General features: G+C 40.4%; 22 protein-coding genes. 12 read left to right on the forward strand and 10 right to left on the reverse strand.

Translation table 11 applies throughout. The features are described from left to right. The first annotated feature begins 1 nt into the window (after position 1). From ispG to der, 5 genes are all read left to right on the forward strand, one after another. Complete coding sequence (gene ispG, locus QT16_RS13780) at positions 2-1,120, forward strand: flavodoxin-dependent (E)-4-hydroxy-3-methylbut-2-enyl-diphosphate synthase (protein ID WP_039488753.1); 1,119 nt, start codon at positions 2-4, stop codon at positions 1,118-1,120. A 136-nt stretch (positions 1,121-1,256) separates the two neighbouring features. Next, positions 1,257-2,537 (forward strand): histidine--tRNA ligase, encoded by a 1,281-nt coding sequence (gene hisS, locus QT16_RS13785; protein ID WP_008168943.1) that lies wholly within the window; start codon positions 1,257-1,259, stop codon positions 2,535-2,537. 19 nt (positions 2,538-2,556) lie between these two features. Next, positions 2,557-3,177 carry a YfgM family protein gene (locus QT16_RS13790; RefSeq protein ID WP_002961300.1) on the forward strand — a complete coding sequence of 207 codons (621 nt, stop codon included), beginning with the start codon at positions 2,557-2,559 and terminating at the stop codon, positions 3,175-3,177. Between the two features lie 10 nt (positions 3,178-3,187). Further along, positions 3,188-4,366, forward strand: a complete 1,179-nt coding sequence (bamB, locus tag QT16_RS13795) for an outer membrane protein assembly factor BamB (RefSeq protein WP_002961301.1) — start codon at positions 3,188-3,190, stop codon at positions 4,364-4,366. A gap of 93 nt (positions 4,367-4,459) precedes the next feature. Then, a complete protein-coding gene (der, locus tag QT16_RS13800) occupies positions 4,460-5,926 on the forward strand; it encodes a ribosome biogenesis GTPase Der (protein WP_024597862.1) in 1,467 nt (488 codons plus the stop codon). Positions 5,927-6,155: 229 nt separating this feature from the next. Here der and QT16_RS13805 read toward each other — a convergent pair whose 3' ends face one another. From QT16_RS13805 to QT16_RS13815, 3 genes are all read right to left on the reverse strand, one after another. Beyond that, entirely contained in the window at positions 6,156-6,914 is a 759-nt protein-coding gene (locus tag QT16_RS13805; protein WP_039488754.1) for a hypothetical protein, read from the reverse strand. Between the two features lie 100 nt (positions 6,915-7,014). Further along, positions 7,015-7,518, reverse strand: a complete 504-nt coding sequence (locus tag QT16_RS13810; RefSeq protein WP_039488755.1) for a TFIIB-type zinc ribbon-containing protein — start codon at positions 7,516-7,518, stop codon at positions 7,015-7,017. Positions 7,519-7,559: 41 nt separating this feature from the next. Beyond that, positions 7,560-8,147 (reverse strand): DUF4202 domain-containing protein, encoded by a 588-nt coding sequence (locus QT16_RS13815; protein WP_024595261.1) that lies wholly within the window; start codon positions 8,145-8,147, stop codon positions 7,560-7,562. A gap of 227 nt (positions 8,148-8,374) precedes the next feature. On the opposite strand from QT16_RS13815, the gene QT16_RS13820 reads away from it, so the two are divergent. The 4 genes from QT16_RS13820 (at position 8,375) to QT16_RS13835 (ending at position 12,778) form a co-directional block, all read left to right on the forward strand. After that, positions 8,375-10,102 carry a DUF885 domain-containing protein gene (locus QT16_RS13820; RefSeq protein WP_039488757.1) on the forward strand — a complete coding sequence of 576 codons (1,728 nt, stop codon included), beginning with the start codon at positions 8,375-8,377 and terminating at the stop codon, positions 10,100-10,102. A gap of 48 nt (positions 10,103-10,150) precedes the next feature. Then, positions 10,151-10,861, forward strand: a complete 711-nt coding sequence (locus QT16_RS13825) for a winged helix-turn-helix domain-containing protein (protein WP_238719448.1) — start codon at positions 10,151-10,153, stop codon at positions 10,859-10,861. A gap of 155 nt (positions 10,862-11,016) precedes the next feature. After that, positions 11,017-11,355, forward strand: a complete 339-nt coding sequence (locus QT16_RS13830) for a hypothetical protein (protein ID WP_002961307.1) — start codon at positions 11,017-11,019, stop codon at positions 11,353-11,355. Positions 11,356-11,470: 115 nt separating this feature from the next. After that, the gene (locus QT16_RS13835) at positions 11,471-12,778 is read left to right on the forward strand and encodes a DASH family cryptochrome (protein ID WP_039488758.1); all 1,308 of its coding nucleotides are present in this window, start codon (positions 11,471-11,473) and stop codon (positions 12,776-12,778) included. A 29-nt stretch (positions 12,779-12,807) separates the two neighbouring features. Here the strand turns inward: QT16_RS13835 and QT16_RS13840 are convergent, their stop codons facing one another. Beyond that, positions 12,808-13,878, reverse strand: a complete 1,071-nt coding sequence (locus tag QT16_RS13840) for a YeiH family protein (RefSeq protein ID WP_039488759.1) — start codon at positions 13,876-13,878, stop codon at positions 12,808-12,810. 121 nt (positions 13,879-13,999) lie between these two features. Between QT16_RS13840 and QT16_RS13845 the strand changes: the two genes are divergently transcribed. Beyond that, positions 14,000-14,878, forward strand: coding sequence for a LysR family transcriptional regulator (locus QT16_RS13845; protein WP_039488760.1), 879 nt, complete (start codon positions 14,000-14,002; stop codon positions 14,876-14,878). Positions 14,879-14,977: 99 nt separating this feature from the next. On the opposite strand, the gene QT16_RS13850 is transcribed toward QT16_RS13845, so the two are convergent. The 6 genes from QT16_RS13850 to QT16_RS13875 form a co-directional block, all read right to left on the reverse strand. Then, positions 14,978-15,430, reverse strand: a complete 453-nt coding sequence (locus QT16_RS13850) for a GNAT family N-acetyltransferase (protein WP_039488761.1) — start codon at positions 15,428-15,430, stop codon at positions 14,978-14,980. Positions 15,431-15,532: 102 nt separating this feature from the next. Beyond that, positions 15,533-16,435, reverse strand: coding sequence for a hypothetical protein (locus QT16_RS13855; RefSeq protein WP_039488762.1), 903 nt, complete (start codon positions 16,433-16,435; stop codon positions 15,533-15,535). Continuing rightward, positions 16,432-17,127, reverse strand: a complete 696-nt coding sequence (locus tag QT16_RS20460) for a hypothetical protein (RefSeq protein ID WP_052201248.1) — start codon at positions 17,125-17,127, stop codon at positions 16,432-16,434. Before QT16_RS20460 ends, QT16_RS13855 begins: the two co-directional genes overlap by 4 nt. Positions 17,128-17,575: 448 nt before the next feature. After that, complete coding sequence (locus QT16_RS13865; protein WP_039488763.1) at positions 17,576-18,034, reverse strand: TlpA family protein disulfide reductase; 459 nt, start codon at positions 18,032-18,034, stop codon at positions 17,576-17,578. 94 nt (positions 18,035-18,128) lie between these two features. Then, complete coding sequence (locus QT16_RS13870; protein WP_039488764.1) at positions 18,129-20,096, reverse strand: hypothetical protein; 1,968 nt, start codon at positions 20,094-20,096, stop codon at positions 18,129-18,131. A 227-nt stretch (positions 20,097-20,323) separates the two neighbouring features. Further along, complete coding sequence (locus tag QT16_RS13875) at positions 20,324-21,235, reverse strand: LysR family transcriptional regulator (protein WP_039488765.1); 912 nt, start codon at positions 21,233-21,235, stop codon at positions 20,324-20,326. 174 nt (positions 21,236-21,409) lie between these two features. Here QT16_RS13875 and QT16_RS13880 point away from each other — a divergent pair, with 174 nt between their 5' ends. Next, positions 21,410-22,087 (forward strand): glutathione S-transferase family protein, encoded by a 678-nt coding sequence (locus tag QT16_RS13880; RefSeq protein WP_039488766.1) that lies wholly within the window; start codon positions 21,410-21,412, stop codon positions 22,085-22,087. A gap of 105 nt (positions 22,088-22,192) precedes the next feature. Beyond that, complete coding sequence (locus QT16_RS13885) at positions 22,193-23,320, forward strand: zinc-binding dehydrogenase (RefSeq protein ID WP_039488767.1); 1,128 nt, start codon at positions 22,193-22,195, stop codon at positions 23,318-23,320. Positions 23,321-23,382 lie beyond the last annotated feature (62 nt).

The raw sequence follows: 23,382 nt of genomic DNA on the forward strand, positions 1-23,382 counted from the left end.
TATGTTTTCAGAATCTCCAATTAAACGCAGAAAATCCACCCGTATCAATGTAGGTAACGTCCCTATTGGTGACGGCGCCCCTATTGCTGTGCAATCAATGACCAACACCGACACTATGGATGTTGATGCAACCGTTGCACAAATTAAGGCAATTCAAGATGCAGGTGCCGACATAGTGCGTGTATCAGTACCGACTATGGACGCAGCTGAAGCGTTTAAAAGTATTAAAGAACAAGTGACTATTCCGCTAGTAGCCGATATTCACTTTGATTACCGTATAGCCTTAAAAGTGGCAAAGTACGGCGTAGATTGTCTGCGCATAAACCCAGGTAATATAGGTAGCGAAGAGCGTATCAGAGCTGTGGTCGATTCGGCTCGCGAGCATAACATACCTATTCGTATTGGTGTAAATGGCGGCTCACTTGAGCGCGACTTACAAGAAAAATATGGCGAGCCTACACCTGAAGCCTTATTAGAATCAGCAATGCGCCATGTAGATATATTACGCCGCCTTGATTTTGACCAATTTAAAATATCGGTAAAAGCATCAGACGTATTTTTAGCGGTAGGCGCCTATCGCTTACTCGCTAAAGAAATAGACCAACCACTGCATTTGGGTATTACCGAAGCGGGCGGCATGCGATCTGGCTCGGTTAAATCAGCCGTAGGTTTAGGTATGCTACTTGCCGAAGGTATTGGCGATACACTGCGAGTGTCGCTTGCAGCTGACCCTGTTCAAGAAATTAAAGTAGGTTTTGATATTTTAAAATCGCTGCGCATACGTTCGCGCGGTATTAACTTTATTGCCTGCCCAAGCTGTTCTCGTCAAGAATTTGATGTAGTAAGCACCATGAACCAGCTAGAAGAGCGCCTTGAAGATATTATTGAGCCTGTATCGGTTTCGGTAATTGGTTGTGTTGTAAACGGCCCGGGTGAAGCCCTTGTCAGTGATATTGGCCTTGCCGGTGCAAACCGTCGCTCAGGTTTATACATTAATGGTGAGCGCCAAAAAGCACGTATTGACAACAACAATATTGTTGACCAGCTCGAAGGCTACGTGCGCGACTTTATTGCTCAAAAAGAGCAGCAAACACCTATCGATATTAAAATAGTCGAATAAATACCGTATAAAGCGCCAAACAGCGGTGTTTGGCGTTTACCTTTATGACCAGAACGCTATAATAGCGGGTCAATTTTTAGCATTCTTGTTGTGTAAGCATTTTTTATTACACATAAACAGCATTTAGGATTTATCAGTGGCAAAACAAATTCAGGCAGTTCGCGGTATGAACGATTGTCTGCCGGGCGATACACAAGTTTGGCAGAAAGTAGAAAGCATTTTACGCGAGACAGTAGCATCGTTCGGTTATCAAGAAATTCGTTTTCCTATTGTAGAATCAACCGACTTATTTAAACGCTCTATTGGTGAAGTTACCGATATAGTAGAAAAAGAAATGTACACCTTTGCCGATCGCAATGGCGACTTATTAACACTTCGCCCAGAAGGCACCGCAGTATGCGTACGTGCTGGCAACCAAAATGGCTTACTATATAACCAAGAACAACGCCTTTGGTACATGGGTCCAATGTTTCGTCACGAACGTCCGCAAAAAGGTCGTTACCGTCAGTTTCACCAATTTGGTTTAGAAACATTTGGTATTGCCACAGCCGACATAGACGCAGAAGTTATTTTATTAACAGCGCAACTATGGGAAGCCTTTGGTATTACTGACCACGTTCGTTTAGAGCTAAATTCTTTAGGCTCTAACGAAGCGCGTGCAGATTACCGTGATGCGTTAGTAGCCTACCTTGAGCAACACATTGATGTGCTTGATGAAGACTCAAAACGTCGTATGTATTCAAACCCATTACGCGTACTTGATAGCAAAAACCCAGACGTACAAGCAATTTTAACTGATGCGCCTAAATTGTCTGAAAACTTAGACGCTGAATCAAAAGAACATTTTGAAAATTTATGTGAACGTTTAGACGCTGCTGGCGTCTCATATACGGTTAATGAAAAGTTAGTACGTGGTTTAGACTACTACAACCGTACCGTATTTGAATGGGTAACCGACAGCTTAGGCGCACAAGGCACAGTATGTGCTGGTGGTCGTTACGACGGCTTAGTTGAACAGCTTGGCGGCAAAGCAACCCCAGCAGTTGGTTTTGCAATGGGTCTAGAGCGCTTAGTGTTATTACTACAAGCGCTTGAGTGTGTAGGTGACATTCGTCGTAATGCTGATGTATATTTAGCAGCAATGGGCGACAAAGCAAGCATTCAAGCTCCTGCAATTGCAGCGCAACTACGTAAAGACGTACCGGGTTTACGCGTTATGGTGCATGCGGGCGGCGGCAACTTTAAAAAACAATTAAAACGTGCTGATAAAAGCGATGCACTTGTTGCAGTGATTATTGGTGAAGATGAATTAGAAAAAGGCGTTGTGACCATCAAGTATTTACGCGAGCGTAAAGAACAAGTCACATTAGAATTAGAACAAGCTAAAGCGCTATTAGCTGAGCTTATTAACGGCTAAGCGAACATTAGAGGTAAGAATGGATATTTATTCAACAGAAGAACAACAAGCAGAAGCCATTAAACGCTTTTTCCGTGAAAACGGCATTTCACTTGCACTAGGCATACTTGTTGGCCTTGGTGGCTTATATGGCTGGAAAGCATATAACCAAAACCAAATTACTACCGCTGAAAAAGCATCAGATTCATATACAGCGCTTGTTGAAAGTGATGATGTATTATCTTCAGCTGATGCGTTTATTAGCGAAAATAAAGATACAAACTACGCAACACTTGCTGCATTTGTTGCTGCAAAAGACGCTGTAGAAGCAAAAAAATTAGATGTAGCAAGCGAAAAGCTAAGCTGGATAGTGTCTAATACTGAAAATACAGAATTAAAAGCAATTGCGATTACACGTTTAGCGCGAATTCAAATTGCACAAACTAACTATGACGATGCATTAACTACATTAAATGCACCATTACCTGAAGCATTCAATGCAAACGTTGCCGAGCTTAAAGGCGACATTTACACACAGCAAGGTAACAAAGATCAAGCACGTACTGCATACCAAGCAGCAATAGATGCGGGTGGATTAACAAGTAACCCACTATTACAAATTAAGTTAGATGACCTAGCAGTAACTAGCCCAGCGGCATAAGGTTTTAGGCATGAAAAAATTTACAACAGCAGCCCTTGCCCTATGTATGGCAACACTGATGGGTTGTTCATCAAGTGATGATGAAGATGAACTAGTACTTCCTGAAATTGTAAACCAATTTGAAACTGACGTTGTTTGGCAAGAATCTGTAGGTGATGGCGTAGAGCATTACTTTTCTCGTTTAACACCAGCTGTTTACAAAGATACTGTATATGTTGCTAGCCGCGAAGGCCAAGTAGAAGCGCTTTCGCTTACTAACGGCGATACCAAGTGGGAAACCGATGTACGCCAAGATTTATCGTTTTGGCCATGGGCTGACAACGGTAATGCAAAATTATCAGGTGGTATTTTGCAAGCCTATGGTAAAATTTATATAGGTTCTGAACACGGCTTTATTATTGCCTTAGATCGCGAAACCGGTGAAGAAGTTTGGCGTAAGAATGTACCAGGCGAATCACTGTCTAAACCAACAGCAGGCGATGGCTTAATATTTGTAAATTTAGGCTCTGGTAAATTGTTAGCCCTTCACCCAGATACGGGCGAAGAGCGTTGGAGTTTTGAACAAGAAGTTCCACCACTAACATTACGCGGACAAAGCTCGCCAACTGTTGCTAACGGTGGTGTATTAGTAGGCCTTGAAACAGGCAAGCTAAGCGTTTTAATTTCAGACAGTGGTTACTCAGCATGGAGCGCAGAAATTGCGGTTGCTAAAGGCGCATCAGAATTTGAACGCCTAGTTGACGTAGACACTCAACCACTTATTAGCGGTCCATACGCTTACGCTATAGCTTACAACGGCAACTTAGCTGCTGTAGATATTCGCTCTGGCAACGTAGTGTGGAAACGTGAGTACAGCAGCTACCGCGAAATTGCGATGGATGCACAAACAATTTATTTAGTAGATAGCGATGGTGTTATTTACGCATTAGATAAAAATTCAGGTATTGAACGTTGGAGCCAACCCGCTCTACGTGGTTGGTACCTAACAGGCCCTGCAGTTGCAGGTAGCCACTTAGCTTTAGGCGACCAAGAAGGTAACCTACATTGGCTAAATAAAGAAACTGGCGAGCTAGTATCTCGTGAAGACTTTGACAGCTCGGGCTTTTTTGTTGAGCCAGTTGTTGCCGACGATAAGCTAATTTTATACACCCGCGATGGTGAAGTTAGTATGGTAAAAATACCAAACTAACTGACTGCTATTAGTATAACCTGCTAATAGTTAATTGTTTTTTGTAAGGCTTCGCACTGCGAAGCCTTTTGTTGTTTTTTAAAGAGGTAGTTTATGCTTCCCGTGATCGCTCTAGTTGGGCGACCCAATGTGGGCAAGTCCACATTATTTAACCGTTTAACACGTACTCGTGATGCACTCGTAGCCGATTTTCCAGGTTTAACACGAGATAGAAAATATGGCCAAGCTAGTTACGATGGCTATGAATTTATCGTGGTAGACACGGGCGGTATTGATGGCTCAGAAGAAGGCATCGAAATCGAAATGGCAGATCAATCTCTGCTAGCCATTGAAGAAGCCGACATTGTTCTGTTTTTAGTAGATGCTCGTGTAGGTATGACCGTAGCTGACCAAGCCATTGCTAATCACTTGCGTAAACAAGAGAAAAAGTGCTTTGTTGTTGCCAATAAAACCGATGGCATTGATGCAGATTCAAACTGTGCTGAATTTTACCAATTATCATTAGGTGAAATACATCACATTGCAGCTGCACATGGCCGTGGTATTACCCTATTACTTGAACAAACACTTCAGCCGCTTATTGCTGAACTAGCTGCTCAAGATGAAGAAGTAACAGGTGATGACGAAGAATTAATCGATCTTTACGAAGAAGGCGAAGGTGATGATACCGATCATCAAGCGTTTGCTGACAAACCTGTAAAGCTTGCTATTATTGGTCGCCCTAACGTTGGTAAGTCAACACTTACAAACCGTATATTGGGTGAAGATCGTGTAATTGTATATGATATGCCAGGTACAACGCGCGATTCTATTTATATTCCAATGACGCGTAACGACAAAGAGTATGTGTTAATTGACACAGCCGGTGTTCGTAAGCGTAAAAAAGTAAGTGACGTAGTTGAAAAGTTCTCAGTAATTAAAACATTACAAGCAATCGAAGATTGTAACGTGGTTTTACTTGTTGTGGATGCGCGCGATGGTATTTCTGATCAAGACTTAAGCTTATTAGGTTTTGCGCTTAACTCAGGTCGTTCGCTGGTTATTGCCGTTAATAAATGGGATGGCCTTGACGACTACGTTAAAGATCGTATTAAAACAGAGCTTGATCGCCGTTTAGGCTTTATTGACTTTGCACGCTTACACTTTATATCTGCACTTCACGGTACAGGTGTTGGTCATTTATTTGAATCGGTTGATGAAGCGTACGAGTCAGCAACTAAGCGTATTAGCACCGCAATGCTTCGCCGTATTATGGATATGGCACAGGCCGATCACCAGCCGCCACTTGTTCGTGGTCGTCGTGTTAAGCTTAAATATGCGCATGCCGGTGGTTATAACCCGCCACGTATTGTAATTCATGGTAACCAAGTTCACGATTTACCAGATAGCTACAAACGCTACCTGATGAACTATTACCGTAAAGCACTTAAAATTATGGGCACCCCAATCAAAATTGAATTTAGAGAAGGTGATAACCCATTTGCAGGGCGTACGAATAAAGTAACGCTTTCGCAAAAACGTAAAATACGTGCCTTTGCAAAAGAAAACCGTAATAAATAAACTGCATAAGCGTTAATCTATTACAGAAAAACGGCGTACTTTTTAGTACGCCGTTTTTTATGCTTTATACCAATTAGCTTAATTAAGCGATCTATTTTGAGATTTGAAAAACGTGTTGCTAGCTAGGCAAAAAATTCGCTATTTAGTGGTTCAAAATGAGAATTTTTAACGCAGGGAGCGACATATTTAGCTCCGCAAAATGATTAAGTATTATTGCAGATAAGTACGCTTATAATCCTTCATATTCAGCTTCCCTTGGTTTTAAAATTTGCTTTCTACATTTAACCATACTCCAACAATCCGTTTCAGGTACGCCGTAATACCAGGCTCTAAATATCGGTTGATACTTTTCAATCACCCGTTGTTGCATACGTTTTGAAAAATGGGGTAAGTACATAGTTTTGATCACCGTAATGTGCCTTTTAATCGTCTTTCCTAAATTAAAGCGCGCTTGGCGATACCTTATGTCTGCTTTTTTATATTCCCTGCTATCAGGTGTAAAGTTTTGCATGTTTTGTTTAGGGCCAGTCGCCCAGCCAGCTACTTTATTCATTTGTTCAGCAAACGGCTTAACGGTAAACGTAATATGAATAGGGTCATCAGCATCGGTGGGCCCAAAACCTCGCGGAAATCCGCCTTGGTGATAATTAGGATGGGTAACCGTAAACTCAATCGATGCATAGGCGTTGGGCTGTAATAAATCCAAACGCTCCCGTGGGAAGGTAATTGGCTCATTAGCATAGGCAGCTTTAAAATACTTATAACCAAAATCAATACCACAGCTACTATGACCACACGACTCTGAATAGGCCGACTTTATCAAAAAAGGCAATTCTGGCACTGAGCCATCTTCTGTTTCAATCGTCACAACAATGGGCCCACGATAGCCATGTGCTTTATCAAATAAAAAATCACAGCCTGATGTCAAAAAACACGCCAGTAGCACACAGTAAAATTGCAGTGCAGTTTTACACTTATAATCCTTCATATTCAGCTTCCCTTGGCTTTAAAATATGTTCTTGGCAAGTCATGCTTTTATTAGCAGCACTTGCGAGCTTAAAATTAATGTAGCGTTCAAGACTACTTTATTATTCAAAGTTAAGTAATGCTAATTGCACCAGCCGTTCAACTGTGGTGTCTTGAACATTTTTAGGCGCTTTGGGGTAATACTTTGATTTTGGCGACTTAATAGTTATAAACCCATGATTGGTGGCCATTTCGTGGGCTAACAGCTTTCGCTCTCGGGGGGTTAAATGGTTTTCGTGTATTTTTGCCAGCTCGCCGCTATCAAGCCATATGCCTGCACAACCTGGGCATTCGTCTATTTCAACCACTTTAAGCGGCGAAAAATACCGGCGCATCATCACAATACTTAAACATTTAGGGCAATTTACTCGCGATGAGACTTCGCCCTCACCTTCGGTATAATTACTCAAATACTTAAGTAAAACCTGACCATGCTTTAACTCCGGCGAGCTAAACTTAAAAATTTGGCTGTTATCAAAAAATACGCCGCCTTGCGCTGACGTAAAAACAGTAATGCCGCCAACAAGTAAAGGTTCAAGAGAGGTATTTGTACGTGGGCATAACATTCTAAAAATCCTTTTTATTTTAATACTTAACTTACACTACTTTACTCAAGTGCTTTATGAATAAGCCCAACAAGCGGCCCGGGCAATGTAATATTACCTGCAAGTACAAACTCATGGGCTTCATCTGACATTTTTTGCCATGTACGGCGAATAATACCAATCCATTTTTCTTCATTGTAATCTGGTTTTGCATTGGCAAATCCAAGCATATAATGTTCAATAAATACAAGGCTTGCTACATCCTCTACTAATTGGCTGTCTGGGTTACGTTTAATATTTTTTTTAGCGACCGCATCGTACACTCGGTTTTGCTCAGCTTCACCGTAACCAGCTTGCTTCATGAGCGCAACCACGCTGCTAGCATGAAATATATAAAGTGCACTGCGCCACTGATGATAGCCCTGTTTGTTCATTTCAAAATCACTACGTGGCGACTTCCAACGCTGAATATGCTGTGCACGCACTGCAATTTGCATGAGTTCATCGGCATCTGGTTTAAAACGAGTTAACATTTCGCTCATGCGCAAGGCGTATAAACTTTCTTTTGGAAAGCTTTGTCCATTGTGCTGCTCAGTATTTGGGTCTTGGTTGTTTGCTTCATCAATTAAGGTAATTACTTTATTAAACATGACGGTCATTTTTTATAATAAGTTTTAGTCATTCTAAACGCTGATAAAACAATAAACTAGTACGCCAATCAGTTACGCAGTGAAATTTGTTCAATCAAAAAGTAAAACCAAAAGGTACTAGTTATAAAAGTAAGCGCATTGATTAAGTTAACTTGGTACTATATTGAGCACAAATTAAAATAAAAAAGCGCGATAAATAATAACAAACTCGCCAATAACGGATGACTATGTTTAAAAAAAGTATTCTAGCTATATGCTTAGCGGTTGCATCGCTACCAAGCTTAGCCGACAGTAACACTGATTTAAAAACCATTATTGATAACCACTGGCAAAACGCTAAAGCTGAAAAAATATTTTTTCGTACCGATCCAGATGGCTGGAAGCCAAACGGTACATTGCCAAATTGGAGCGAGCAAGCCATTGCAAAGCGCCAAGCTTATAACAACAGCGTACTAAAAAGCTTAGCCAGCATTGACCCAAAAACGCTCAACAACGAGCAGCTAATGAACTACCGCTTATTTAAATATGAGCGAGAAACAGAGCAGCAAAGCTACCTTTATCAAGATAAGTATTTTCCGGTTAATTTTTTAAGTGGCTGGCATACTTATTTTGCCGAAGCCCCCGCTAACATGGCATTTTTAACACCCGACGATTACAACGCATTTTTAATCAGCCTTGCCGACTACCCTCGATTTAATCAGCAAAATATTGATTTAATGAAAGAAGGTATAAAAACAGGCTTTACTCATTACTGCAAAACCTTTGAAAATTACAGCCAAAGCATTAGCGCGCATATTGTTAAACAACCTGAAAACAGTGCCCTTTACGAGCCCTTTACACGTATACCAAACACGTTTACAGCAGAGCAAAAAGCCACATACCAAAATAAAGCAAAGGCCTTAATCAGCTCAAAAGTAGTCCCTGCTTATCAGCATTTTTACGACTTTTTTGAAAACGATTACATGCCTAACTGTAGAGCCCAGCCGGGTATTGCAAGCGTTAAAGGCGGGCTTGATTATTACAAATACACAGTTAATTACTACACCACAACCAATGCCACACCAAAGAAAATACACGAACTAGGCCTTAAAGAAGTCGCGCGTATTAAAGCGCAGATGCAAAACATTATTGATAAAGTAGGTTTTGATGGCACATACAGCGATTTTTTAGAATTTTTAGCGACCGATGAGCAATTTTACGCAACAGACGCGCAAGACTTGCTAGAAAAAACCGCTTTTATTACGCAAAAAATGTATGGCAAGTTACCAACCTACTTTAATCATTTACCGCGCAACACCTTTACAATAAAAGGCTCAGCGAGTCGCGGCGCGTTTTATATGCCACCTGCTGATAATCGTTCCCCTGGCACTTACTTTTTAGCCTCAACACCTAAATTGCAACCTTTGTATAATTTAGAAGCGCTAAGCCTGCACGAGGCAATACCAGGGCATCATTTACAAAACGCTATTGCAATGGAGTTAGATGTACCCCAGTTTAGACGCACACTTAGCCACTCAGCATTTGGCGAAGGCTGGGCACTTTACACCGAACGCTTAGGTAAAGAAGCCGGCTTTTATCAAAGCCCGTACAGCGACTTTGGTCGTTTAGGCTACGAAATGTGGCGTGCAGTTAGGCTTGTTGTTGATACCGGTATTCATGCCTTTGGTTGGAGCCGCCAAAAGGCTATTGACTACTTGGCAGATCACACTGCTTTGCCACAAAGTGCGGTGGAGGATCAAATAGATCGTTATATTTCATGGCCAGGCCAAGCGCTTTCGTACAAAATGGGCGAAATAAAAATACGCGAACTGCGCGCAAAAGCTGAAAAAGAACTCGGGGCTAAGTTTGATATTCGCAGCTTTCACGACACCGTAATCGGCCAAGGGTCACTCCCTATGGAAGTACTAGAAGACGTAATAAACGATTGGATAGCAGAGCAAAAATCAGCTATTTAAACATTAAAGGAGGCGGTATTATTTGCCGCCTCTTTCTAAATGGACTTTATGATGAAACAACTACTTATTTTTATGTTACTCATTTTATTTAGCAGCCAAGCGAATGCTTTTTGTTTAGACGCACCAAACTACATAGAGGGCGTAAAATATGGCGTTTGTGGGGAGCAAACAGATTCAATTTCCCTTACGCCTTATTTTATTATATGGATGCTTTTAAACGTGTTATTCGGACAGACTCTTAATAAACCAAATATACACGTAGGTTTTAAATATTTACTTTTTCTCTGTGCATTCCCACTCAGCCCGCTAGTGCTTTTAATGAATTTAGCCGGAATAATGGTATCTCGGCTTTATAAAAAACACATAAATACGACAGAAAATAAAACCCAACCTAACCCTGATTATGCAAAATCCGTCATTGATAAAACTAGGGTGAATCAACTAACAATTGGCGAGTACACTTTTGACAGTCTGCAGCAGTCTTTAATTAAAGAAGATAACCTCTACACATTAGAGCCCAAATGCATGCAGGTACTTAGCTATTTAATAGAGCAACAACCAAGAATAGTTAGCCTTGAAGAGTTACACAATAATGTATGGGAGAATCAAATAGTAACCGACACCGCAGTTAGACGAGTTATTAGCAAACTACGTGTGGCCCTCAATGACAACGACACAAAAAACCCCAAATATATAAAGTCTGTAATGAAGCGAGGTTATCAGCTTATAGCTGAAGTAAAAACACAACCTATTGAATAATAATGACTTATAAAAGTTATAACCAAGGTAATACCATGGTTATAACTTTATAATAACTAGTTAATGGCTTTGTTATCGTTATTTTTTGCCAATCGTTTTAATTTGTTTAGGCGCTGTAGTGCAACCCATAAAATTAAACAATTAAGGAAGAAAATATGAAACACTTATTACCTCTATTATTAGTATTAACCATAACAGTAATTACATTAAGCCTTATCAACAGCAACGAGTGTATAGAAATAGGTAACGCATCTATTGCCAGTATTTCATTTGGCACATGTGATTTAGCTAACTCTCAATCAAACATATCACCACTTTTAGCTTTCTTTTGGTTAGCCATGAGCGTTTGCTTCGCAATAACATTACCTAAATCAACCATTGCAAATAAGTATAAAATTGCCTTATTTGTACTTGGTTTACCACTAACTATTTTTGTTTATTTAATTGCCTATATATCTAAAAATATACGCCAAGCAACTCATTCTTCTAAGTAAACCTATATGAGCAAGTCACACTTGCTCATCCTTTCTTAATTAAATACAAGTGAAAATCAATCCCTACCCGCTTTTGCTTCGTAAAGCTTTAGAGTTTAAAAACCTGAGCAAACCTATGAGCAAACGCATTTTATATTGGCTACAAAACGATTTACGTCTAACCGACAACGCTATTTTTAGTGACCTTGCGTCGCAGCAATGCGCGCTCGATATTGTATTTGTTATAAACCCGCACTGGTTTAAAAATAATAACTATCAACAAAAGCCATATGGCGTGCACAAACAGCAGTTTTTAATGCAATGCTTGTACGAACTACAACAAGCACTTATTGAGCGCGGGCAAACCCTGCATGTGCTTGAAGGCGAACCTGTATCGCTTTTAAAAGCGCGTATTAATGAGCAAAATATAGATGAAGTTGTATACAGCGAGCAATTTGGCCTGTACGAGCAACGCCAAATAAACTTACTCAAAGCACATTGTCCTAATACTAAATTTACAGGGTCGCAGCAAGACACGCTCTTTAAACAAAGTGACCTCCCCTTTGATTTAAACGAATTACCTAAACACTTTACCCCGTTTCGTAAAAAGGTAGAGGCCGCCACTAGCCCCATTTCACTTTCAACATTACCAAACGGTTTGCTCCCTCAGCCAATAACCCTGTGCGCTAAAAAACCTTTAGAGCGTATAGCAAATAATGGTGTAATGCATGGCGGGTTTAAAAGTGCGCAAACACACTTAAAGCAATACTTTTCAGGCTTGCTGCCAAGTACTTATAAAATAACTCGAAACGAGCTTGATGGCTTTAATAACACCACAAAATTTAGTAGCTGGCTTGCTTTTGGCTGTGTAAGTGCGCGGCAAGTTTATAAAGCAGTTGAGGCGTACGAACATAGTCAAATAACAAACGAGTCTACCTACTGGATTAAATTTGAATTGCTATGGCGAGAGTATTTTAAATGGCATGCACTTAAGGCAGATAAAAGCCTGTTTAGCTTTAAAGGCCAAAGGCAAACAAAACCACTTACTACATTTATGCCAAACCGCTTTGCTACGTGGTGTAATGGCTCAACACCCTACCCATTAGTCAATGCCATTATGAATGAGCTTAACGCTACGGGTTATATATCAAATAGAGCAAGGCAAATTGCCGCAAGCTGCTTAGTTAACGAACTTGGTCTTGATTGGCGCTACGGCGCGGCTTATTTTGAACAACAATTGATTGATTACGATGTAGCCGCTAATTGGGGTAATTGGCAATATATAGCAGGTGTAGGCGTAGATCCGCGTGGTGGTAGGCACTTTAATATACAAAAACAAACGTTACAGTTTGACCCGCACGCTGTTTACACTAATAAATGGCAAGGCAATGAAAATACCTGCACACAGCTAGATACTTTAAACGAAGTTGATTGGCCAATTTAAGCCGCCAATCAACTTTTACCAAGTAACGTTTAAAACAGCTCAGCAATGCCTATATTAATAGCGTAACCACCCAAGGTTAAAAACAAAAATAAACAGCCTGCTAATAACAGTGGTTTTATACCCGCTTGGCGAATAGCACCAACATGTGTACGCAGCCCAAGTGCGACCATGGCAATGGTGAGTAATATATTATCAAACCAAACAACTGCGCTTGTAGCGACTTGAGGAATAACTGATAGCGAATGTACACCACTTGCCACAATAAATAACACCGCAAACCAAGGGATTGTAATACCCGCTTTTTGCTCGCCGCCATGCACGTTATTGTTTGTTTTAGCATGCTTTTTACTTTGCCAAAACGATAAGCCCACTAAAAATGGCGCAAGCATCATCACCCTTAGCATTTTTTCTATAACGGCGGTATCTGCAGCATTGGCGCTTACAGCTGTACCCGCTGCAACCACTTGCGCTACTTCATGAATGGTTGAGCCTACAAAAATACCGTAAGCGTGTTCACTCAGCCCCATGTACTCAAACATTATTGGGTAGGCGAACATGCTTAACGTGCCAAACACCACCACCGTTGCCACCGCTACCGATACTTTATGCGCCTGCGCTTTTATTACAGGCTCAGTTGCCATAACCGCAGCGGCACCACAAATAGAACTACCCGCGCCAATTAATATGGTTGTTTGTTCATCAAGCTTAAATACGCGCTTACCTAGCTGCACTGCCAAAATAAATGTGCCTAACAGCATTACAACATCGATTAATAAGCCTTCCCAGCCTACACCCGCTACTTGCGCAAAGGTAATTCTAAACCCAAACAACACAACCCCCGCTTTAAGCAATATACTTTTAGCGTAATCAACACCTATATCGGTTTGCGTAGCAATACGCGAAAACACACTGTTACCCACAATAATGCCAAGCACTATACCAATAGTTAAAGAGCTAAATTGCGCACTTTGCATTATGGGTAACTTACTTAATGCAACAGATGCTCCCGCCAAAACAACCACCAGCAGCATACCTAACCACCAGCGCGTATCGCCGTATTGCTTAGTATTAATACCCAAATTTTTAATAGCGCTAAGCATAATATTCTCTCAATTGAACAACGTTAAACTGTTGACTTCATTTTAAGAAAGCGCAAAATATAACTCCAATACATTAAAATCATGATTCGATAACTTAAAGTTATGTGATTTGAGAGGCATAATGAACTTGCATGCACTTAGGGTGTTTTATACGGTAGCAAAGCTTGGTAGTTTTTCAGGCGCAGCCGAGGCGCTTTTTATAAGCCAACCGGCTGTATCTAAAGCGCTAAAAGAGCTTGAGCACCAATTAAATATTCAACTTATAGAGCGTGCATCTAAAGGCAAAAAACTTACCTTAAGCGAGGGCGGCCAAGCCTTGTATGATCATGCACGTAGCATTTTTTCCATTGAAAAAGCCGCCATTGAAGATATTAAATCACGCACAGGGCTTAAGCGTGGCACGCTCGTTATAGGCACCAGCACCACCATTGCCAGTTATTGGCTACCGCCCTACTTAGCTAAGTTTTGCGCGCAGTACCCCCATATTAAAGTAGAAGTACAAGTGGCTAATACCGCGCAAATTGAGCTCGCCCTACTAGAATGCACTATCGATTTAGCACTGGTTGAGGGCACACCTACCGAGCCGCATATAATAAGCAAACACTGGCAAAACGATTTAATGAGTATCGTTATACCCAGTAACTTTAAGCCCACTAAAAACTTAAAAGCATGGTTAAACGAGCAATTTTGGTTATTACGCGAGCCAGGCTCTGGCACTTTAGAAATGTCGGTAAAATTATTAGCCCAACATGGCGTACAAGCAGAGCAAAGTATGCAATTAGGTAGCAACGAAGCCATAGCAAGGGCCGTCGCTCAAGGTATGGGGGTCGCATTATTGCCAAATGTAGTCACAGAAGATTTAGTGCAGCTAGGTAAATTAACGCGCCTGAGCCAAAAAAATAACGAACAACTCTCTCGGCCACTGTATCAACTGCATTATAAAGACAGACCGTCTTCACATGCAGCGCAAGCATTCGAAAAAAGCCTGTTTAGTGAATAGTGATTATGTGAGTAAAATTAGAATTGAGCTGAAAGTAGCCTATGTACAAATAGCAAGCGTTGATAAATCGTGGTGAATTAATTTAATATTTACACTCTATTATTTTATTGTTTGTTTTGCCCCATTAAGCTTTATCTCCATAGGTTGATAGACTAAACCCGCTGATTCTTTCGCCTCGCCCTTGCACTCAAACCCATACTTCTCGTAAGCAGGTATTGAAGATAGAGACGCACTCACAGTGACGGTGTCAACCTTTGCATGCTTTAGGGCTGATGAAAGCAGTTTTCTGCCAATGCCTTTTTTCTGACGTTCAGGGCTAATAAAAAGCATGGCAATATGACGACCTTCCTTTAGCTCAATTATGCCCTCAATTTTCTTATCGTTTTCGGAAACTAACATTAAGTTGTCGCCTTTCATTCTACCAAGAAAAGCATTGTTCGCAGCAATATTCGCAAAGGTTTCCTTCCCCTCCTCTGACAAAGTGTGTGCAATAGAGTAAGAAAACGAAGCACAACAAATTGAACTTACAGCTTCAATATCCTTCACATCCATTTTCCTAACAATCACCAAAACCTCCCAAAAAACTTAACAGCCGCATTTTCGGCTGGTTTGGAGCATAGCGGAAAAGCAGTTCTTCAACATGCGATTGTAAAATCAATATGGCCTCTCTACTTTGCCAAATGCTTTTAATAGTTCTGTCTCAAATTCATTATTAACATAGTCTATCTGAAAACCCGCCTCGCATAGAGCCTTATTTAGATTCGATACATTGATATCTTTTTCCGAGATGTTCAAATTAATCTTCTTACATTGCTGCTTGGCGACATTAAACTCTTCTTTATAAGAAGAGTAAAAGAATGTATTTTTAGGAAAATAAAGAGCGGGATCACCTTGATATGGCTTAGTCATCATCAATGCGTTATCGGAAATATCATACCTGGATATTGAAACCCTATTTGTTACATATAAACCGATTTCGATAAATGGTGATTTATTGATTTCTAGGCAACACAAAAAAGTTGTAAGCAGTTCAATTCTTACATCTGTTGCTGTCTGTATTTTTCTACCTTTGTTTCTTTCGCCATGCCCGAATGAAGCGTAGAGATCGCAAGCACTTGCATCATCAGGGTCGATTATTATCAAATCAATATACTTAGTAACTCTTAAATCTTTGGCCTGCTCTAGAATTTTGGGGAATGTAACAGCTCTGTTCCACCTAGCCGTATGACCATAGTACGAAAAGCGTTCTGTTCTATTGAGCATGGAATTAAGAGAATCTTTAATATCATGCGAGGAAATTACATTCACATCACTACTATCTAATCCACTGGGTGTAAAAAACCATATAAATCCTGAAGCAATCAAGCTTGAACCAAGTAACGCTATTAAATTATTTATAAATGAAGGAATCGCACCATCATATTGTCCTCCAAAGTAAATAAATGCCTCCGGTAACAAGTAATAATTAGCAATAATCATGAATACTAAAAACACTGCTAGAACAATAAAGTAAACCCTTAATTTTGTGGGACTTTTTATTATATCTTTAACGATCAAAACAGCCTCCGTTCTAGAAATGAGGATAATTTATCTTGTAAGAAAGCACTCTCGACAGGGGAGTTTTTAAATATAGAACTACACATCATATTCCTATTTGTAATCACATTTGCACTTAACCCGACTGACTCACCAGTTATGACTATTGATTCTGCAGGTTGGGAGTTTTCTTTTCTTACACTATGGTATTGTGTCTGAGGAAATTGAAACATATCACCTTCTTGAAAGCTTATTTTATCTACCTGATTCAAAATAACCTTATCAAGATTGTGGAACGAATGTCCTGAGTAATCTTCCAAATACCGGCACTCAAATAAATTAACACTTGCACAGCTTCCCAAAGCTTGATTGAAGGTATAAATTGGCCACTCATATGAACCATTCAAAAGTAACCCCGTCATATCCCAAGGATGATTATGAACGTCAGGTGCTTGAAAAGACTCTTCTGGCCAAATGTGAAATCTAACTGAGTATTGAGGTCGCTTTTCTATTAAAACAACCTTTAAAAACCCGTTGTTGTGATAATAGGATCTGCTTGCTACTTCGTTAAGCTCTCTTTCATTACCTAATAAGCTTTCAATAACTTTTGACAATAATCCAGCATTTAACAATCGAAGAAAGTCCGTTCTGCTTTCTTCGTTATTTATCGAGAGCTTTTCAGATGCTAGAGCTTCAAACTCAATCAGCGTCATAGAATTCCTTTAAAATTTAACGCCGCATAAGGGGCTAAAATGTTGAATGAAGTCACAACAGCATAGTTCGTTCTAGTGCGTTTGTTATGTGTAAGTTACCAAAAAATTAAGAAAAATATCTTAATGCTACGCCAACGCCGATAAGTAAAATAATTAATAAAACCCAATATCTTTTTGAACCATCTAAATTTTCACCACACACTGGGCAAGATGATGACGCGATTGGAGTCCCGTTAATATTTGTCGTTTTAACTATTGGGGAGGTAATTCCTGATTTACACTTTTTGCACTTCATAAATATCCATATTAATTATAAAAATCGCGAGTTGATGCTCACATAACGCTTAACTAATTGATGTTAAATGACAAGCTGTTATTAGCAGCAAATCACAAAAAACCAAACTTTATACATCCTTTTAATTGAATTGCCATAACATGAGAATAGACCTTACAAACCCTGCGTTAAGTCTTGCGCTAACGTACCCGTTGGCTTTTCAATTACGCGTACCAACTCTTTGCCATTTTGTTTAACAATAAACGTTGGCGTGTATTGTAAGTCGTGAGCCTGTGCAATGCCTGCATCGTCTTGCTTGTTGTAACCTACTGCCACGTATTCAATGCTTGCAAGTTGTACTTTCGACGTAGAAAGTAACTTAATGAGTTTTGGAACTTCGCGCTCACTGTCGTGGCACCACGTTCCAAATAATACAATTAGCTCTTTGCCTTCTAGCTTTTGCATTAGGGCTATATCTTGTGCTGTTGGCGTGAACGCTTTGTATTGCTCGTTAAACTTGTCGTAGTCGCTCAGCAGTACTTGCGTACTTATCTCGCCCGAAAATGGCGCTGTAGCAGCGCAGCTTACAAGCGGCATGCTTAAAGCGCACAGTAAAATTAATTGTTTAAACATAAGGTACTCTTTAATTGGGTATTTAATTAAGTATTAAATGAGGCATTTAACGACTATACCCAATATTGAGTGTGGAGTGAACAACTCAAAACCGTTACTTTTTATCCATAAAAAAGTTAACTTGCGATAAGTTAGTTAAATATTCTCGCCTTACGTCTTTATTATCAGCTAGCTTGTCTAAATCACCAATTAGGGTAACTAGTTTATTATGGGAGTGGCTGCTTGTTTTTTTAAACTCGTCTTGCTTTTCGTCACTCTCAACACGCTCTTTTTTATTCATGTTGTAGCTGTTTTCGTTTTCTTCAAGCCAAATATCGTCAATTAAGCGAATGTTGCTTTTACTAACGGTTTGTTCTTGCATCGTCATTTGCAGCTCGTATTGATTGGTTTGCGGATTAAACTCAAACATTTTTGTATCAACATCAACCTCGTGAGACTGATCAAGCCCCACAAGTTCTTTATTTTTAACCGCAGTACCTACGTTATAACTCTCTTCTTTGTCGTAATAATCAGGGCGACTGTATTGATAATCAAAGTGGCTACTTACATTTTTACTTTGCGTTACACCGCTAAGCTCCCCTAATTGGCTTTGCTCTGTCGCTTGGCTTAGCTCAATTGTACTTTTAGGCTGATAATCGCCGTTATCCAGCGCATATGAAAAAGTGGCATCAAAATCAGCGAGCTTAGAAATACTCGCACCCAATGTATTTGGGGCTTTATTACCAAGCCCTTGGTAACGGGCATCGTTTGTAATCATGTTATCAACCAAATCGGCAACCATGGCGCGCCCGTCATTAAAGTGCTGTTCTGCAAGTGACTCCAAATTGCTATAACGCTCAGCCGCCGACGACATACTCGCAAAAGCGCCTTTAAACAATGCAAAACCTTGCTGCATTGCCTCGTCGCCTTTGCGCCCAAATGCCGACTCTTTATCGTCTTTGGTGCTGTTTACTCGGCTATCTTCTAGGCTTTGATCGAGCGACGCTAAATACCGCTGCATTTGCTGCGTGTCTTTAGCGCCAATGGTTGACATATCGAGTGCAAAATCAATGTCGTTTTGCCCACCTACTGCTTTAAACACAAGTGCTTGCTGGTTTGATGCTTCATCAATGGAGTAACTTAAATCAAGCGTGTTCTGGGCAGTATCAAGCGCATCGTTTTGCGTTGTTGAAAACGATACATTAAAACCGGCTAACTGCTCACTATTAAAGCCCGCTAAAAAATCTAAGCTCATGTCTATTTGATTTGGCACTATAAGAGGGTTGAATGAATTTTCACTCACTTTAAAAAATTCATCGGCCATTTCACCAACACCCGCCATAACCTGCGTTAAAGCGCCATGTTCAGCCTCTGATAAATTGCCATTAACTTCGTAATTTATGCCAAAGCCATCTATCGCTTCACCTGTTTTTTCGTCATAACCTTGCGATGAGTTAAAGGTAATGTTTATAACATCACCCTCTTTAGTTTTTACCGAGAGCTCAAACAGGTAGTTATCGTCATCCTCGTATTTTGCGCGATTAAGGCTTTCCATGTAAGGATTAAGCGAGCGCTCAACACGTTGCTGGCTTGAGGCTAAAAACGTTTTTTGCTCATGCCCAAGCTGACCTAAACTCGATAAAATATCGCTGGTATTAGCATAAGCACCCTGAATATTTTTAACTGATGTATTTAATCGTTCAATTAATTGGGTGCTGTTTTCGTTTTTTAATAACCCCTCATGCTGAGAGCTTATTACGGTGCGCAGGGCGAGTTCTTCATCGGAGAGTTTATAGTTAAGCGTGCTCGGCGTGCTTGAAATAGTAAATAACGAGGTAAGTTGCTGCTTTAACACGTCCCCTGCTTTTTGATTACTGGCTAGTGCTTCCTCAAGAGTTTTATTATTTAACTGGCTTAATAACCCATCGGTTATTTTTGACTCGTTAGTTTGTAAATCATTAATAGCTTGAAGGTCGCTGCTGGTGTGTAGCGAAGGACTCACAGAGCTTTGGTTAGCGTTATTAACTGATTGGGCCAACAAAGTGCTTAAATTAGCCTGGCTGCCAAATACATTATTAACCATGATTATCCTTAATCGCTAAGCCCTATTAAGTAACTTATCGGACGCACCATTAAAAGCTTTAGCTTAAGGAGACGTTTTTTACCTATTATCTATACAAACAACCCATTAATAAATTAAATAAGCATAAATCTAAATCGAATAAGCGCAGCGCCATGCGACAATTCACCAATTCACCACTCTATTTATCTACTACCCAGCTGAGTCTTAAGCGCTATTCTGCTCGCTCATTACTCTTCATTTGTTTCTTTTATTCTTTGTACTAAAAAGTCGACCGCCGCTTTTACCTTTGGTACTAAATAGCGCTGCTTTTGATACAACAAATAAACCGCCATAGTCGCATTTTGACTTATCGCTAATTCATGCTCAAACTTAAGCTCTTGCAACTGGCCAGACTCAAGGTATGAGTCGAGCGCCCATCGAGTTGACATTAAAATGCCCTCGCCATTACACGCTTTTTTAGCGAGCCACGATCCGTTATTTGAAATAGCGACCGCAGGCCCAGAAACGTCGTGCCATTGCTCATCCACTTTACATAACCACGGCGTTGGCCCCGCTGGCGTTTTAAAATAAAGGCCACTGTGGCCCTTTAATTCCATAACATTAGTAGGCACACCATATTTTTGTAGATAGCAGGGTGACGCGACAGGAATAAAGCCGTTATCCATTAGTTTTATTGCTAGCACGCGCTCATTTGGCGCATAGCCACCGCGAATAGCAATATCAACATCGTCACGCCCAAGTGTTGACAGCTCATCACTTAAGCTAACATCTAATATAATTTCGGGGTATAGCGCGCTAAATTCATCAAGCAGAGGCAGTAATATTTTGTCACCAAAACTTACCATTGAGCTTATACATAATCGCCCCATTGGTGTTGTTTGATAACTGCGTACAGTTTCGTGGCTTTGCTCTAGCTGATTTAATATTTGCTGAACATCGTTATAGTAAATTTGCCCAACTTCGGTCAATTTAACTATGCGGGTCGAACGCTTTAAAAGCGTCGCACCTAGGCTTTTTTCTAAATCAGCAACTCGCCTCGACAACGACGAGGGCGGCACATCAAAAGCTTTGGCAGCTTTGGTAAAACTGCCCGTTTCAACCACTTTAATAAAATACCGTATGGCTTTTAGTTGATCCAAGTCGCCTCTCCATTAAATAAAATGCTTTATTGTCTTAAAGACAAAAGTGATTCGCATTTTCCCCTATATATAAGCAAATTAAAACAAGTAATAATGTATTCAACCTAAAGACAGGGACTTAAATTGCATTTTTTGGCAATGAGTATCTTCACGTTAATGATGGAAAGCTGACTTATGATTACTTTGCACGGTTTTGCTGCTAGCAACTATTACAACCTAGTTAAACATGTACTTTTACACAAACAACTGCCATTTAAAGAACACCTTGTTTACGGCGGTAGTGAAGAGTTATTAGCAATCAGCCCTGCAGGCAAAGTGCCTGCAATCACAACAGCTAACGGCCTTAATATTTCTGAGTCGAGTGTTATTTGCGACTTTATTGAAGAGTCGTACCCACAAACCCCGCTATATCCTGAAGATGCAGGTGAGCGCGCAGTTGTACGTCAAATTATGAAAATGGCAGAGCTTTATTTTGAACTGCCAAGCAGGCGGTTTATCCCTTATGTATTTTCAGGCGCTGAAGTAACCGACACAACTAAAGGCGAAGTACGCCAAGTATTAACGCGTGGCGTAACCGCTTTGAGTAGCGTGTGTAAGTTTTCACCTTGGATTGCAGGCGAGCAATTCACAATGGCAGACATTTACGTTTATTACGTAAACACCATAGTTAGCGCCTTTGGCTCAAGCCAGCTTGATTGGGATGTACTTGCACAAGTACCCGGCATGAAAGAGTGGAACGAATCAATGAGCCAATTAGCCATTGCCCAAAGCATAGAGGCCGATCGCCAATCAAATATGGCTGAATTTATGCAAAAAGTGAAAGCGCAAATTCAAGCAGCAAACGCCAAATAACGCGTAGCTATAAAAGTATCTATTCTAATTTTTAATTACTAAGACAGATCGCCAATACAATAATGCTATTGGCTTAACAAATTTAATTCTTTGCAGGAGACACCTATGACAGATAAAAATATCCAACTTACTTCAACTATCAGCGAAGACAATAAACTTACACTTGCCTTAAAAAACATCGAGATGCCAAAGCCGAATGCCGATGAAGTGGTTATTCGCATTGAAGCTGCACCATTAAACCCATCAGACTTAGGCGTTTTATTCAGCGCAGCTGATATGTCTACTGCAAAGCAATCGGGTACTGATGAAGACCCAGTAATTACTGCCGATGTTCCAGCTCAATTTATGCCATCACTTAAAACCCGTGTTGGAAAAGCAACGCCCGTAGGTAATGAAGGCGCAGGCACCGTAGTAGCAGCAGGCTCATCACCAGCCGCACAAGCATTAATGGGTAAAACCGTTGCAGTAATTGGCGGCGGTACGTATCGTCAATTTATATGTGCCAATGTACAAAGTTGCCTAGAGCTAAAAGAAGGGACTACCGCTAAAGAAGGTGCATCATCTTTTGTTAACCCACTTACCGCACTAGCAATGGTAGAAACCATGCGCGCTGAAGGCCATAAAGCCATTATTCACGCCGCAGCGGCTTCTAACCTTGGCCAAATGCTAAACCGTATTTGTATTGCCGATGGCGTTGATTTAATTAATATTGTTCGCAAACCAGAACAAGAAAAATTACTGCGCGATATGGGTGCAAAATATATTGTTAACTCAAGCAGCGACACTTTTCTTGCTGACCTAACTGCTGCAATAATCGAAACTGGTGCAACTATAGCGTTTGACCCTATTGGTGGCGGCCAACTAACAAGTGACATTCTTAACTGTATGGAAGTTGCAGCTGCGCGCGATATGAAAGAGCACACAATTTATGGCTCTGATACATTTAAACAAGTGTACATTTATGGCGCACTAGACCGCGGCCCTATTACATTAAACCGTAACTTTGGTTTTGCATGGGCTGTAAACGGGTTCTTGTTATTTAATGCCTTAGGTAAATTAGGCACAGATACAGTAATGAAAATGCGCAAACGCGTTGCTGATGAAATCACCACTACATTTTCGAGCAACTACACGCATGAAGTGTCATTAGCTGAGGTGTTACATTTACAGTCAATCGCGGCTTATTCTAAACAAGCTACAGGCGAGAAGTACTTAATTAAACCTCAAGCTTAATTAAATATTCTTCGTTAAAAATTAAAAAGCAGATGCTAATTGGTATCTGCTTTTTTACGTTT

Source organism: Pseudoalteromonas distincta, assembly GCF_000814675.1.
GTDB lineage: Bacteria > Pseudomonadota > Gammaproteobacteria > Enterobacterales > Alteromonadaceae > Pseudoalteromonas > Pseudoalteromonas distincta.